General features: G+C 57.6%; 13 protein-coding genes and 1 pseudogene. 6 read left to right on the top strand and 8 right to left on the bottom strand.

Annotation, left to right across the window (positions count from 1 at the left end; all coding sequences use genetic code 11):
• The first annotated feature begins 1 nt into the window (after window position 1).
• The 4 genes and pseudogenes from AMK05_RS14685 to AMK05_RS14670 all read left to right on the top strand — a co-directional run bounded on the left by AMK05_RS14685 (window position 2) and on the right by AMK05_RS14670 (window position 5,098).
• Window positions 2–2,065 carry an ORC-CDC6 family AAA ATPase gene (locus AMK05_RS14685; protein WP_145924767.1) on the top strand — a complete coding sequence of 688 codons (2,064 nt, stop codon included), beginning with the start codon at window positions 2–4 and terminating at the stop codon, window positions 2,063–2,065.
• Window positions 2,062–3,117, top strand: a complete 1,056-nt coding sequence (locus AMK05_RS14680) for a hypothetical protein (protein ID WP_145924766.1) — start codon at window positions 2,062–2,064, stop codon at window positions 3,115–3,117. Before AMK05_RS14685 ends, AMK05_RS14680 begins: the two co-directional genes overlap by 4 nt.
• Window positions 3,118–3,508: 391 nt before the next feature.
• Window positions 3,509–4,093: a DUF4304 domain-containing protein gene (locus tag AMK05_RS14675; protein ID WP_064839559.1), complete on the top strand. Its 585-nt coding sequence runs from the start codon at window positions 3,509–3,511 to the stop codon at window positions 4,091–4,093.
• A 161-nt stretch (window positions 4,094–4,254) separates the two neighbouring features.
• Window positions 4,255–5,098: pseudogene (locus tag AMK05_RS14670) on the top strand (isocitrate lyase/PEP mutase family protein).
• Window positions 5,099–5,581: 483 nt separating this feature from the next.
• Here the strand turns inward: AMK05_RS14670 and AMK05_RS14665 are convergent.
• The 3 genes from AMK05_RS14665 to AMK05_RS14655 form a co-directional block, all read right to left on the bottom strand.
• Complete coding sequence (locus tag AMK05_RS14665; protein ID WP_064839558.1) at window positions 5,582–6,460, bottom strand: DUF1236 domain-containing protein; 879 nt, start codon at window positions 6,458–6,460, stop codon at window positions 5,582–5,584.
• Window positions 6,461–6,559: 99 nt separating this feature from the next.
• Window positions 6,560–6,859: a DUF1236 domain-containing protein gene (locus AMK05_RS14660; protein ID WP_064839556.1), complete on the bottom strand. Its 300-nt coding sequence runs from the start codon at window positions 6,857–6,859 to the stop codon at window positions 6,560–6,562.
• A gap of 142 nt (window positions 6,860–7,001) precedes the next feature.
• Window positions 7,002–7,268 (bottom strand): BON domain-containing protein, encoded by a 267-nt coding sequence (locus tag AMK05_RS14655; protein WP_064839554.1) that lies wholly within the window; start codon window positions 7,266–7,268, stop codon window positions 7,002–7,004.
• Between the two features lie 237 nt (window positions 7,269–7,505).
• Here AMK05_RS14655 and AMK05_RS14650 point away from each other — a divergent pair, with 237 nt between their 5' ends.
• Window positions 7,506–8,222 (top strand): SOS response-associated peptidase, encoded by a 717-nt coding sequence (locus AMK05_RS14650; protein ID WP_064839552.1) that lies wholly within the window; start codon window positions 7,506–7,508, stop codon window positions 8,220–8,222.
• Between the two features lie 201 nt (window positions 8,223–8,423).
• Here the strand turns inward: AMK05_RS14650 and AMK05_RS14645 are convergent, their stop codons facing one another.
• Window positions 8,424–9,362, bottom strand: a complete 939-nt coding sequence (locus tag AMK05_RS14645; protein ID WP_064841388.1) for a sialate O-acetylesterase — start codon at window positions 9,360–9,362, stop codon at window positions 8,424–8,426.
• A 701-nt stretch (window positions 9,363–10,063) separates the two neighbouring features.
• Here AMK05_RS14645 and AMK05_RS34580 point away from each other — a divergent pair.
• Complete coding sequence (locus tag AMK05_RS34580; RefSeq protein ID WP_143535839.1) at window positions 10,064–10,267, top strand: hypothetical protein; 204 nt, start codon at window positions 10,064–10,066, stop codon at window positions 10,265–10,267.
• A 40-nt stretch (window positions 10,268–10,307) separates the two neighbouring features.
• Here the strand turns inward: AMK05_RS34580 and AMK05_RS14630 are convergent, their stop codons facing one another.
• From AMK05_RS14630 to ku, 4 genes are all read right to left on the bottom strand, one after another.
• Window positions 10,308–10,568, bottom strand: a complete 261-nt coding sequence (locus tag AMK05_RS14630) for a BON domain-containing protein (RefSeq protein WP_064839545.1) — start codon at window positions 10,566–10,568, stop codon at window positions 10,308–10,310.
• A 631-nt stretch (window positions 10,569–11,199) separates the two neighbouring features.
• Window positions 11,200–11,442 carry a hypothetical protein gene (locus AMK05_RS14625; RefSeq protein ID WP_064839543.1) on the bottom strand — a complete coding sequence of 81 codons (243 nt, stop codon included), beginning with the start codon at window positions 11,440–11,442 and terminating at the stop codon, window positions 11,200–11,202.
• A 172-nt stretch (window positions 11,443–11,614) separates the two neighbouring features.
• Window positions 11,615–12,226 carry a L,D-transpeptidase gene (locus tag AMK05_RS14620; protein ID WP_064839541.1) on the bottom strand — a complete coding sequence of 204 codons (612 nt, stop codon included), beginning with the start codon at window positions 12,224–12,226 and terminating at the stop codon, window positions 11,615–11,617.
• 152 nt (window positions 12,227–12,378) lie between these two features.
• On the bottom strand, window positions 12,379–13,191 hold the full coding sequence (ku, locus tag AMK05_RS14615; RefSeq protein WP_064839538.1) for a non-homologous end joining protein Ku: 813 nt from the start codon (window positions 13,189–13,191) through the stop codon (window positions 12,379–12,381).
• Between the last annotated feature and the right edge of the window lie 10 nt (window positions 13,192–13,201).

The following is a 13,201-nucleotide window of genomic DNA, read 5'->3' as shown; positions in this document are numbered from 1 at the left end:
AATGCAAAATCCATTCGGCCCTAATCGAATTGAGTACGAGAGCCGCCCGGTTTTGTGGTTCAGTCAGAAATCGCGCGAAATATCGAAGGCGAAAAAGCCGATATTTGTCTCCGGCACGCGAGGCAGCGGGAAGACGAGCATCCTCCGGTCGTTGTCCACCTTCCACATCCTGGAAGATGCCAACCTCGCCAAGCAGGTCGGCATTTTGCCGTGGTATGGGGTGTTCTTTCAGCTTAACGAGACCTTTTCACCCCTAATAGACAACGCTGCGCTCACTCTCATCCCCGGTCCGATCAGGCTTGATCCCGAGGCGGTCAAAAATCGGCAGTTCGTAATTTTCTCGCACTATCTCGAACTGAAAATCATCGAGCGGCTGCTGGAAACAATCTCCGCACTAAGAGAGGAGGGGAACCTCGGTTACACCGGGACGGAGGATCGCGACGCCGCGTTGGCGATACATCGCGAAGTGCTGCACTTCCTAGAGATCGGCGGCCGTCAAGATTTCTTTGGGCTAGGCGAGCTTAGGAGGTTGGTCTCCCGTTATATCGACAACTGCTTCAATGCCTTCTTCGTCGGCAGCGAGAAGGCGCGCGAGATGTTCTTCGCCACCGACCCGGGATCCTTGATCAACAAGGTCGTGAAAGCGATTTCACCACTTATATCCGGCCCGGCTTTCGCAACCGACCAGCCCCTGCAGTTTAAGATCATGATTGACGACTGCGAGGCATTGACGCCACTACAACAACAGTTCCTGAACACGATCGTTCGGAAGACAAGGGGCGAGGTCAAATGGGTCCTCGCCTTTATCGGCGGCATATACGACACGATCAGGACAGTAATTCCGGGGCAGTCGCTGTCGAGCGCTGATCGGGATGTCGAAAACCTGGACTCCGCTACGGACAGCGAGTTCGCCACCCTTTGCCAAAACGTCGCGTCGCTCAGGCTCTTCTATGCGCTTCCCGAGCCCCTAAAAGACGAACTCCGTCGTAACGATCCATTGACCGCGTTCTCGCTAAGGAACCGCCTTGGAAAGATGTCGGTCAATCAGATCATCGAGCGGGTGATCGAATCTGGATCGTCGGAAGGCAGGCAACGACTGGTCAGGATCGCCGAAGACGCCCGTCATTTCTTCGAAATGCATGTCACCAAAGCCGAGAGGGGGCAGTTCCCGCTCAACTCCAAGGCTGGACTGTACGTCGAAGGACTGGCGCTCGCTCAGCTGTCGGAAGACGTCCGGCCAAAGCCAGAGCGTCGCGTTGATACGGTGCTGTTGAAACGCGTAATTGCGCGAAAGCAGGGGTGGGCTTTCTTGGAGGCCTGCAGGATACTTCGCCTCCACGAATATCCATATGTCGGCTACCAGATGATCATCCAGCTCAGCGATCTCTGCATCCGCGATTTTCTCGACATAATGGGTGCAATTTATTCGGAGGAGGTGTCCGGCACGTCACCCAAGCGTCTCCTGGAATTCATCAATTCGGACCATCCGGTGAACCTGGAGAAACAGCGAAGCGCGGTAACCGCGGCCTCCGAGAAAAAGCTTCAGGGTCTGGCGTCGCTTTCCCAGCCCTTTGAAGAAGAGAGCGTGAGGATGGTTCGCGCTCTAGGCCGACTGACATCTCGTCTACAAACAGATGTCATTGAGCGACAGGCGGCAACTACGACCGAGCGCGGGCTCTTCCGTATTAATCGTGCGGAAATGCGCGCGCTGGCCGCGGGTCTTGACCCGATCGGAACGAAGATTGATGAAATCCTGAGGCGTGCGGAGAAGGACGGCTTCATTCGAGAGGTCTCTGAAAAAGGGAAGCTCGAGGCCGCCGAGCACAATCCCGAAGCAAACGAAATCACCGTACGCCTTCACCGTCGGTTCGCACCACACTTCCAGTTTTCCTATCGAGGTCCCTATGTGGTGAACGTTCTGCCGGCTGGGAGGGTCGTCGAGCTGTTGCTCAATCGGAGCCAGACCGCGGAAGAATGGGCCGACAGCGTTCTCGATGAGCTCTTCCCGCCCGCAGATGACGTGGGTCTGCGCCAAGGTTCGCTGTTTGAGGTACGAGACCGATGATGACCGAGCAGTATAGCGTCTGCGGCAACATAGCGGTCGGTCACAAACTGCTGAAGGGCGGCGATGAGCTGGAAAACATCACAGCCGACATCGCGATATTCGCGCTGGGGTGGGAGTCGCGATTTCTGGCGCTGGAATCCCACGTCGCGCTGAATATCAAGCGCATCTTGGTTCTGGATTTTGAACTCGCGGATACAGGCGATCAAGCTATTGAAGGCAACCGTAAAAAGCTTGTCGACCTTGCGAGGGAATGGGACGTCGCAATTACCGAGATAAAGCTGGCTCCGTCGACGGAATTCCTCAAGAACATCAATACGCTCGGACACACCCTCACCGAACTCGCCCGGCAGATCGGAACCTACCATGGAAGTCTGCGACGGGTGTTTGTCGATTGCTCTACAATGCCGCGCGTTTATATCCAGTGGTTGGTGGCATTCGGATTTGGCAGCATCGGCGCATTTCCGGCGGTGGATTTCGGATATGCGGAGGGCTCCTATGCACCTCCGTCTGGATTGGCGGAGTTTTCGAGCGCTGTTGACCGATACGAAACAGTGCCACTGCTCAATGGTAGTGGGGGCATGGGAGAGGAGAAATTTCTTATCGTGGGCATCGGCGGCGACGCCGACATGTTCTACGGCCTAGTGGACGAATTCAGCCCCGAAAGGGTGGCGGTTCTTGTTCCGCAGAGCGAACGTCATACATACCTCGACACTCTTCTCAACCAGCAGGTTGCCAAGATCACGGAAATGTACCGACTGGGTGACGAGGAGGTTCGGAGAATTGGGTCCTTCTCGATCGACGTGTATCTCAAAACCTTCGAGGAATATGCGATGAAGGTTGGGGAGCGGGCTGTGATCAGCGTCTTCGCAGGTGGTCCCAAAGTGCAGGCTATTGCTGCTGCCCTGTTTGCGTGCGCCGACCGCCGGGTACAGGTCAAAGCTCGAATCCCAAAGGGTTATGCACGAAGGGATGTGCAGCAAAATGGAAGCTACCACTTGTTTCGCTTGGTCGACTTGACGTCGCCAGCTTGTAGTTTGCTCGATACGTGGTAGCCAGCCTGTCCTAACTGGGGCCAATCACCCATAATTCGGCACAGGCTTGATCGCTAACGACCGATCCGCAAAATTTCGAAACATCTGCAAGCTTCTCACGTCTTCTCGCAGAAGCCCGCTTCTGCCTCCAGTCAGCGGGATTTGAATGCGCATGGCTGACCACTGATCGAAGCACCAGAGCGGAACGGTTTTATCGAGCGGCTGGGTGGAAACACGTCGGCGAGAAGGACAACGAACTTCTGTTCGAGCGAACACTTTCAGCGGATCAGAGAGTCGAAAGCAGCTCCCCAGCGTTTCTCGTCATTTCAATCTATATAGCGAACTGCACCTGGCGACACGGTGACTGCGGATACATGCTGGGCAATGGCTACAGGTACTGGAGAGGAATTACATGGGCGAGATTGCGCGTAGTATCGATCAGGTAATCAAGCTCGGATTCGCGGACCTGCTGAAAGTGCGTGGCTTCAAAAAGACGGGACGCAATTGGCACCGGGCCGATGGCGAGAACTGGCTGATCGTGAACGTCCAAGCGAGCAGTTCGAATTCCGGTAAAAATGGAAAGTTTGTCGTCAACCTTGGAGTCTACGTGGCCGCGGTTGCAGCTCTTGCAGGAAAGGTCGAAATGCATGGAAAACCCAAGGAATACGAGTCGACAATTCGGGAACGACTAGGGAGCCTCGCCTATGGCGAGGATCATTGGTGGGCGATTGAGTCGGGCTCAAACCTGGATTTGATCTCCGCTGATCTCGTGGAAAAAATGCTGTCCGTCGGCTTCCCATGGCTCGAAACTCATCGCGACATATCGCATCTCGCTGCTGCCCTTCGGAATAGCCCGTCTCTGTTGTCAGTCAGCGCGGCATGGCTCGCAGGCGACAAAGACGAGGCAAGTCGGCGATTGCGAGGGGCGATAGAGCGCAGGCCTGCCGCCAGAGAGCGTTTCAGTGCCTGGGCGATCAACAATGGCGTTGCGCTCTGAGGCGGCTGGATGCGATCTTTTTAATGGGGATGGCTGCGTGGGGGCGGGAAGGGGATGGCGCAACAGCCCCTGGAAGAATCCTCTGCATCGTATGACCTAAGCAGTGTTCACATACCGTGCGCGCCTGCTAGGCTCGCCGCAACCAACTGGGGAGGGGAGCGATGCTGGACCAAGAGGGGAAGTACAAGCTACTAAAGGCGCTCCATCAGCGGGATAGTGCTTTCGTGATCCCCAACCCGTGGGACGCTGGTTCGGCACGTCTCCTGTCGAGCCTCGGATTTGAAGCACTTGCGACGACCAGCGCGGGGTACGCTTTTTCGAAAGGCAAGCTGGACTCGTTCGCAAGTCTTGGACGAGGCGAAATCTTGGAGAACGCTGCCGAAATCGTCCAAGCCACCGATTTGCCTGTTGTAGCCGACCTGGAAGATGGCTTCGGTGCCGCGCCGGAACCCTGTGCCGAAGACAATCCTCCTGGCGAACGAGGTCGGACTTGTGGGCGGATCGATCGAAGACGCGACCGGCGATCGCGCCAGGCCAATCTATGATCTGTCCCATGCCACCGAGCGCGTTCAGGCTGCGGCCGAGGCGGCGCGTGGCCGGCCTTTCCTCCTAACAGCGCGAGCAGAGAACTATCTTTGGGAACGGCCTGATCTAGACGATACCATCCGACGATTACAGGCATTTTCGGCCGCTGGGGCGGATGTGCTTTACGGCCCAGGCTTGCCGGATATCGAAGCGATCCGAACGGTCTGTGCCGGCGTGGATAAGCCGGTCAACGTCGTCATGGGGTTGCGCGGACAAAGTTATTTCGTTGCCGAACTCTCGGCGGCCGGAGTGCGACGGGTGAGTGTCGGCGGATCATTTGCGCGGACTGCACTTGGAGCGTTACTACGGGCTGCGGAGGAGGTGAAGTCTGCCGGCACATTCGGGTACGCCGCCGAGGCGCTTTCCGCGACTGCGATCGGCCAGTTGATGTCACAGGAGAAGCGCGACGACAGGCGATGAGTCAGGCAACTGCGCTTGGTCGCAATAAGCTGGTAGGGCGACCGCTCCGGGAAGGAGCCATTGCCGCCATTTCGGAAACCGCATGTTCGGCCGTAGGGTACGACCATGAAAGAGAGATGTACGGAATCGTCTCACTCGCGATGGACTGGTGAGCAGTCACGTCGCCGTCTGAACGGCAATCAACTTCATGGACGAGCAACGAGAGTTCCTCGGTGGTTCACCGGCAAAGCCCCAGTCATAGCGTCCACACTCAAAGCGTTGACGCCGCCACGATAGGATAACTGTCCCGCCGAACTCTGGGGAACCCAAACCCGTGCGGGCGAACGGGAACCTGAAGAAAGTGCGAGACTGCCCACGATGGTCACCATCGCGATCAAGATGACGACGATCGGAAAGGCGATGCCAGACCGTTTTTCTTGACGATATATCATTGAATACTCCTGTCCCCGGCGGCGGAAAGACGCGCCGCCGGGGAATGCCTGGTTATGCCTCGATGATGTAGACGATCGTCAGAGCATCGGGATCGACAATGACGATCCGGCCGTCTGCAAGGATGAAGAACCGATAGCCTTCGTATTGCGGGACGATCTTCACGATGCGCGTCGGCAGCTTTTCAAGCCGGACCTTCTTCGGAATTTTCGTTCCGACGGAGACCGTGAAGTCCACTTCCTTCACCGGCGCAACATGAACCTCCTTCACCACGGTTCGAATTTCGGTCTGCTGCTCGACCGAGATGTTGACGTTGGTTTTGGTGTTCGATGTCTGGTTATTAGTCGTGGTGTTGTTGTTGACGTTGGTTTCGGAAGAGGTTTTGTTCGTCGTCGTAGCGTTCTGATCGGTCGACTGCTTCGACGCATCACCGCTTTGCGTGGTGCTGCCGCTGCCGGTTCCCTCTGCGGGCTTGGTAGTCTGCGTGCTGCTCTTCGAGCCTGTGGTGGCCGAGCCGCCTGCGTCAGTAGTGCCAGACTTGGTGGTGGCCTTCTGTTCGGTGGTCGTGCCTCCACTGGCGTCCGTCGAACCAGGCTTGGTTTCAGTCGAAGTCTTTCCCGACGCGCTTCCGCTCGTCGAAGTGTTGTCGTTCGAAGGTTGCTGCGCGCTCTTTTGGGTGTCCGAACCTTGAGCGGGCTTCTGCTGTGACGACTGCCCCTTGCCCTGCGGGCAGGCTCCCGAAGCGTCTGGCGTACAGTCGGTGCCGGTGCTCTTGCCGCTGGCGCTAGAGCCGGACTGTGAGTCAGACTGCGACCCGGACTGGGTCTGGCCGCTCTTCTGCGTGTCCTGCTGGGCTGCGGCTGGCAGCGCTGCGAGCGGCGACACGCCGAGCGAGAGCGCCGCGGCCAGAATGGCGAGATGGCTGCTTTTCATGATCGATCTCCGAGATTTGGACACGCGATGCAATCCGCATTCTCGTGCGGTGCATGCGTGCCCTTGTTGTTGGAAGGGGCGGCTCGAGCCGCCGGTCGGTCACTTGACGACCTGGATCACCTTCCGCGTGGAAGGCTCGACGATCACACGCTCATCGTTGACGATCGCGTATGCATATGTCGGGTCATCGGGAATTGGCGTCACGACCACCGTTTCCGGCAGCGGCTGCCCGACGACAACCTTCTCCTTCACCACGACGCGTTCAGTCGGGGCGGGAGCCTTTTGGACAAAGGTCACCACCTTCTCCGGCGGTGACGCAATGACTGTCGTAGACTGCGCAAAGGCGGATGCCGATGCCGCCAGGATGCCGGCGGCAATTCCTAGTGCTTTGATTTTCATTCTGATCTTCCTCCTTGATGCGGTTAGGTCCGCTCGGGGCCAAACCGGAAAAACGAGGATGGGTTCCGGGGGTAGGACTTAGTGCCGAGGTTTGGTCCGACTTTGGTCCTAAATCAAATTGGGTGCCGCCAACTGACATCCACTACTGTGGCGGAATGCGGCTCAGCATCCGGTCTTGGACGTTGTCCCAGCCGACGATGGATGCTGCGAGCGAGATGATTTTGTCGCGATCTGAGGCCTTTGTTATGTAGCCTTCGAGCAGAACGACCGGACCGAGCATTCTGATTTCGACGGCGCTGCTGTCAACGTCCGGATCGGCGGCAAGAGCTGCCGAGATGGTCGCGATGGTCGCCGCCGTGCTGTGGCCTTCTGGACAGTGCTCCCCATGATTGTTGGGGCCAAACTTCATTTTCTTGTTCCCGTTCCGTCCTGCCCCTCCCATGGACCTCATATTGCCTCAAAAACAATATGTGTAGCGAGCCCTGAGGTCGCCAGCCCGACTTAGGTCCCCCAATCGGGAGACGATAGTTTGTTACGACTGCCTGAATGACGCAGGGAGATCGGAAAATGCTCAAGACCGCTATGTATTGACGTGATGCTCTGACCGCCCATATCGGCCGCTCAGGAATATGTATGAGATTTTCGCATGTGCCGCCGCATCTACATCAATCATTCATTTAAGGAGCTGGCCGAAAGTTTTAGCTTCGCTGAGCGGGGCAACGTCGACGATTTGGGCGGCCGCCTCCCCAGATACAACGGTGCCCCCACCGAGGTGTACCATATCATCACTCAAGACGCGGAACGCCAGCGCGATCGTCCTAAGCCTTCCATTGCCGTCGCTTGCTGGGGCCTTGTTCCGTCTTGGATGGATCGGCCGCATCGTCAGCCGCCCGTCCACGCGCGCCGTGAGGACATAGCTTCGAATGAGTTATTCCGGGACGCTTACCGATCGCGCCGCTGCCTGATCCCGATTAGCGGCTTCTTCGAGTGGCTGGACATTACCGGGTCGGCCAAGAAGCAGCCTTACGCGATCGCCATGAGGGACCGGTCGATGTTTGCGCTGGCAGGCATCTGGGAAGTATGGCGTCACCCGGTCGGCATCGACATCCGTAGCTTCGCTGTCGTCACCTGTCCCGCGAATGAGATGATGGCGACAATCCATGATCGGATGCCGGTCGTGCTTCGTCCCGAGGATTACCAGCGTTGGCTGTCAGCAGACCCAGACCCACGCGGCCTGATGAGGCCCTTCGATGACGACGCGATGACGATGTGGCCCATTACCCGTCGCATATTGACCGTCAGAAACGTAGGGCCGGAGGTCATAAGCCCCGTTGATCTGAGCGCCGACCAGGTTCCGCAGTAGGATTACTGAGTTCAGGTAAATTGACGATTTTTTGAACTGTGTCATCCTGCTACTTAATCCGCCCCCTCGGTGCCGCATCGCTAATAAGGCGGCATCAGCCTGATACAAGATGCTCCGTTCTGCGGGGCATCTTTCTGTTTCGGGCCCCCGGTAATTCAGGAAGATTTCGCACGGACCAAAAGAATGAAATCGCCGACAAGACTATCGCGAGCTTTCCAGGCGGCGGTCGCCGCTCAGAAGGTCCAGCCAGGCCAGCGAGACTTTCTCAGCGCCTGAGCCCCCGATGTGGCAATCGTCGTAGCGGTCGTCTCCATCGAGCAGCGCGTCAGAATCCACGCCCTCTCGGATGCCGTGGCCGCTTTTCGCCAGGGCCATTTGCGCCCGTACGATCACGTTGTCTGGAATATGCTCCTTGAAGCCGCCGTTGCTCGGTTCGAGGCACTTCGATGCGATCGAAATGTAAACGGGTGCCTCGACGCCGTGCTGGCGCAATGTATCGACCATCGACATGAACCGCTCCTGATAGGCCTCCGTGGTGGTGCCCAAAACAAGGTCCTTCTCTCCTTGTACCCAAAGGACGCTCGTTACCCGATGGCCGGAGTCCTGAAGCTGCTTCATTGTGTCGATCAGCACCGGATTGAGGTCACCGCCTTTCGCCCATCGTGCGACCTCAGAGCCGGAATAGGCGAGCGGTGCGAGGATGACGTTGTCATTTTGGCCCGAGGCGATCAGTTCGTTGCCAAGACGCGTCCAGTACTCTCCCTTGGTATCGGTCGATCCAAGAAGTGGCGACGCCGCGACGAAGCACCGCTTGTCAAAGGCGTTTACAACGCGAGCGCCATAATTTGACCGGTACCGTTGCCCACCGTCGTTGGCGGCGTTCGATTGGCCTAGAATGAGTAGGACGGCAGTTCGATCGGTTTGAACCGGGCAGGGCACAGCCGATTTTGTTTCATCGCCGATGAGTCGCTCCTTGTCGTCGAAGGTGTAACGGCTTGGAGCCGCCGGCTTCTCTCCGCCAACCGTTTTCTTCAGCGCGGAAAGTTGCGGCCAAGGAAATATCTCATGTCTCGCGCTCTCGCCGCCGACAAAGTACACGGCGATCAAAGCCGCCAGACCGAACACTATTGTTTTGCGCATGTCGTTACCTTTAAAGATCATCCGATGACGTTTAGCCTGGTTTGACCCTGTCAAAGCTGCTCACGCCATGAAGGTTACTTTTAGCTCAGCAACATCTGCTTGCTCGGACATCCTAAGAAAGAGATCGTCTGGCTGCCACCCCGACCTAAGTCCGGGATACCACCGGGCGTCAGAAGCCGGAATTCCCGTTTTCGCGGTCGCTCACTGATAGGATAGCTCGGCCTTGGTCTGCGCTTGGAGCACCAGCTGCCAGCTGCTCTTGAACCGCGACCGACCCGAAACCATCTCAGGGCACGACACGGATGGTGAAGAATGAGAGAAAGAGCGATGAGCTATCACCGGCATGACCAGCCGCTGACATCGGAAGACTTATCGAAGTGCCAGATAGTCCTCGAGGAATTCTGCTCTGCCAACAACGTCCCGTCTCCCTCTGACGAAGCCGAACGTGTAGCCGCCATCATCATCGAGCTATACCAGCAGGGCGTCCATGAACTTCATCAACTGAGGCCGCTCGTAGACGCAGCGCGTGGAATTTTGGACCCGGACACATCGCCACAATAGGCGGAGGGCTGATAGTACTCTGCCACCGTTGGAAGCATGCGCTTTCGTGTCGATCCCGAAGCCTGAGAATCGCCTGCCCAAGGTCATGTTGGGAACAATGGCATGTTAGGCCTGTTATCTTCGGAGAAGTGGACAAGGCCATGCCCAGAATCCTAAATGCGCGTCAAATTGTTGTCTCGTCTGATCGTATTCACGACTGCAAGGAATCTCTTGGAACCGAATTTCATCTGATGATTGATCACGCTCTCAGTGTTGGCTGGTCTCTCGATGAGGTGGCCGTCGCGCTCAATGGCCTCGTCGCGGAGGAGATCGCGGTGCCGGAGCGAGCGATCACTCTTCATTGAAATCCGCATTATCGGATCGAAAAACGGACAGGGGCGACGATTACTCCTGAGTAGGCGAGGTAGATGCCATCTCATCCCGGTCTCGCATTCTGTCGCTCACGTTTTCCGGGCCCGCGATCAACGCGGCGATCGCCGTCGCTTTCTCCCGATCACCGTAGTCCGCCACATTGCCCTCCAGCAGCACGCTTCTGCCGACCATACTCACAGAGATCGACGAGCTTTCCAATTCCGGTTCCATGGACACCGCCGCTTGCACATTCGCAAGCTGATCGTGGGCGAGGCTTTCGGGCTCGAAACTCATGGCAGTCCTCCTTCGTGCTGTGAAAGAAACAGCGGGAAGTCAATTTGGTTCATGGCCGGGACTTAGGTCCTAGCGACGGATCGGCGTCAGCAGGGGAGAGGGGCACGCTCTGCGGCGCGCGTAGTGATCATGAACTGGGTCGGCAATAGACGCTCTTTGGTGCGATAGCGCACGGGACCTAAGTCCGGGCTTCCACGCGCCCACCAACTGGCCTAGCGTTTGGTGTCCAACCCCTGATGGACGACGGAAGGAAGGCGCAGTTGGTGTATGTTATCGGTCTCCTTCTGAGCCTTCCTTTCCCGGAAGCACCCTGCGTTTCGGGGCGGTTGAAAGTCTTCTAAGTGACGGGACGGGAATCGTGGTCACGGAGGCGGACTACCTCTTCCTCACCGTGGACGACAACGGTTCGGGCGTCCCCCGACCTCGGGGCCGGCGGGGGAACCGAAACTCGTTCAGCTTATGGCGGCGCAATTCGACGGCAAGGTGATCAGGCTTCCATCGGAGAAGGAGTGCCGTGTCGACGTCAGGCTGACGTCGTCGCCTGTGAGCTTAGGTTTGTCGGCGTTCTGGCCAGCAGAGATGGCCAAAAGATTAAGCCTGTCGCTCAGACGGGTATGCCCGATGGCAAGGACTACACCGATGGGTTACGCTTCCCAGACAGCAGTTGCCAGGCGCGACGCATCTTTTGGAGCCGCGAGGACATCCGCTCCTTTGCCGGAGGGACCAACATGCCGTTGCGGAAATCGGCCCAGGCCTGGGCTTCCAGCCTCGATTTTTCGGTCGAACCTTCCCGGTCGACGAGCGGGCTGCCGGTCTGATGATCGACGACCGACCACATTCCGTTTTCGAGTGCTTGTATCTCGTAGCGCTGCATGACTGGAGCCATAGATTTGCACGTCCCATACCAGCCCGTAATCCCTTTGAAATCAACTGGAGCGGTGCATCACTGCACGCATACTTTGGTGAGATGGTGAACCTCGGGTTACCCCAGCAGAACACGAGCACCGGCGTTGGCGACGAGCAGACTCCTTAGCATTTTGAAGGGATCAGCGCCGGACGATCACTTGGGTCCCCGGCCGGACCATATCGTAGAGTTCCTCGACGTCCTCGCGGTACATCCGAAAGCAACCGCTCGAAGCATTGGTTCCGATTGAGGAAGGATCGTTGGTTCCATGTATGCGCAGCAGCCCGTCGGCCAGGTAAATCGCGCGGGTTCCAAGCGGATTGGCAGGGCCGGCTTTCACAACCGCGGGAAGCCTCGGGTTCTTCTGCCGCATGCCCGCCGTTGGCCGCCACTCGGGATGCATTCGCTTGGATACCACCCGGGTTGAGCCGTACCACTGTTTGCCTTCGCGACCGACGGCAATGGGGTACGCGAACTGCTCTCCGCTCGCTGTCGTGTAGATAAGGGTGTGCTCACGCGTGGCGATGACGATGGCTCCCCTTCCAACTCGCGTCGATGGCTCCCTTCGTTCTTGCAACGGTTCCCGATAACCAGGTTCTGGCTCGTAGTAGGGAGGCGGGGGATACCGGCTGTAAGGGTCATCATACCCATAGGGGTCGTATTCCTCGTATCCATCATACGGCGCGTAAACTTGGGCTTGGGCATGCGCCGCTGTCAGGAAAAGGGCCGCAGCAAGGAGAACCAGCAATCTCATTCTTCGCCACTCGGTTGTTATAAAAGCGGTGTTGGTCCCAACCCGTGGCGTGACTATGGCGGACCGTGACCGATGGGGTTTGAATGGGTCGGCGTCCAGGAGGCGACTGCGACTTCCTTCGGTGCATTCGCGATTTCGCTCATGAGACCTGCTCAACCGGCCTTACGCGATTTCAAGTCGTTCTCGACGGACTTGCGAAGGGCATCCATGATGTTGACGACATTGGAGGCCGGAGCGGTTTCAGGTTTCTTGCCTTTCGTGGTCTTCCTCGGTTTCAGTGCCTTCTTCTTCTCCTCGATGAGGGCCAGTAAGGCTTCCTGTATGGGATCGGTGACCATGGTCGGTGACCAATGTTTCGTCCGCTGTTTGATCAGCTTCTCCACCAAGGGGAGGGCATCCTTCTCGGAGTCGCTGTCGATCCCTTCGAAGTAGGATTCTTCCGGACGCACCTCGTCGCCGAAGCGAAGGGTCCAAAGCACGATGCCTTCGTCGCGGGACTCGAGAATGACCGCTCGTTCCCGGCGACCGATGACCAGTCTGGAAACCCCAACAACCTTCGAGGCCTTCATGGCGTCGCGGATCACGGAGAAGGCCTCATGGCCGACCGGATCGTCAGGCGTTAGGTAGTGGGCTTTCTCCAGATAGGTCCAGCCGATGGATTCGGCAGGAACGAACTTTTCGATGTCAATCGTTCGCACGGTGTCGAGCGCCACAGCGTCCAAGTCTTCGTCCGTCAGGATGACATAGTCGTTCTCGCCGCGGGCGTAGCCCTTGGCCTCGTTTTCGTCCTTGACTGGTTTCCCCGTGACGGAGTCCATGTATCTGGAGACGACGCGATTGCCAGTAGCGCGATTGAGCGTATGGAAGCGAACTTTCTCGGAGTCCGATGTCGCCGGCGACATCGCCACCGGGCAGGTGACGAGGGATAGCTTGAGGTAGCCTTTCCAGTAGGGGCGGGGTGCCATTGTTCACTGT

Source organism: Rhizobium sp. N324, assembly GCF_001664485.1.
Taxonomy (GTDB): Bacteria; Pseudomonadota; Alphaproteobacteria; order Rhizobiales; family Rhizobiaceae; genus Rhizobium.
The sequence above is the reverse complement of the archived record's forward strand: the minus strand, read 5'-3'. Positions and strand labels throughout refer to the sequence as shown.

What these genes read in the sequence shown, in the direction of transcription:
- AMK05_RS14625 (WP_064839543.1), bottom strand. Translation starts at nt 11,442, where the DNA reads ATGCAGCGCTACGAGATACAAGCACTCGAAAACGGAATGTGGTCGGTC.
- AMK05_RS34580 (WP_143535839.1), top strand. Translation starts at nt 10,064, where the DNA reads ATGCCCAGAATCCTAAATGCGCGTCAAATTGTTGTCTCGTCTGATCGT.
- AMK05_RS14645 (WP_064841388.1), bottom strand. Translation starts at nt 9,362, where the DNA reads ATGCGCAAAACAATAGTGTTCGGTCTGGCGGCTTTGATCGCCGTGTAC.
- AMK05_RS14655 (WP_064839554.1), bottom strand. Translation starts at nt 7,268, where the DNA reads ATGAAGTTTGGCCCCAACAATCATGGGGAGCACTGTCCAGAAGGCCAC.
- AMK05_RS14620 (WP_064839541.1), bottom strand. Translation starts at nt 12,226, where the DNA reads ATGAGATTGCTGGTTCTCCTTGCTGCGGCCCTTTTCCTGACAGCGGCG.
- AMK05_RS14675 (WP_064839559.1), top strand. Translation starts at nt 3,509, where the DNA reads ATGGGCGAGATTGCGCGTAGTATCGATCAGGTAATCAAGCTCGGATTC.
- AMK05_RS14685 (WP_145924767.1), top strand. Translation starts at nt 2, where the DNA reads ATGCAAAATCCATTCGGCCCTAATCGAATTGAGTACGAGAGCCGCCCG.
- AMK05_RS14650 (WP_064839552.1), top strand. Translation starts at nt 7,506, where the DNA reads ATGTGCCGCCGCATCTACATCAATCATTCATTTAAGGAGCTGGCCGAA.
- AMK05_RS14660 (WP_064839556.1), bottom strand. Translation starts at nt 6,859, where the DNA reads ATGAAAATCAAAGCACTAGGAATTGCCGCCGGCATCCTGGCGGCATCG.
- ku (WP_064839538.1), bottom strand. Translation starts at nt 13,191, where the DNA reads ATGGCACCCCGCCCCTACTGGAAAGGCTACCTCAAGCTATCCCTCGTC.
- AMK05_RS14680 (WP_145924766.1), top strand. Translation starts at nt 2,062, where the DNA reads ATGATGACCGAGCAGTATAGCGTCTGCGGCAACATAGCGGTCGGTCAC.
- AMK05_RS14665 (WP_064839558.1), bottom strand. Translation starts at nt 6,460, where the DNA reads ATGAAAAGCAGCCATCTCGCCATTCTGGCCGCGGCGCTCTCGCTCGGC.
- AMK05_RS14630 (WP_064839545.1), bottom strand. Translation starts at nt 10,568, where the DNA reads ATGAGTTTCGAGCCCGAAAGCCTCGCCCACGATCAGCTTGCGAATGTG.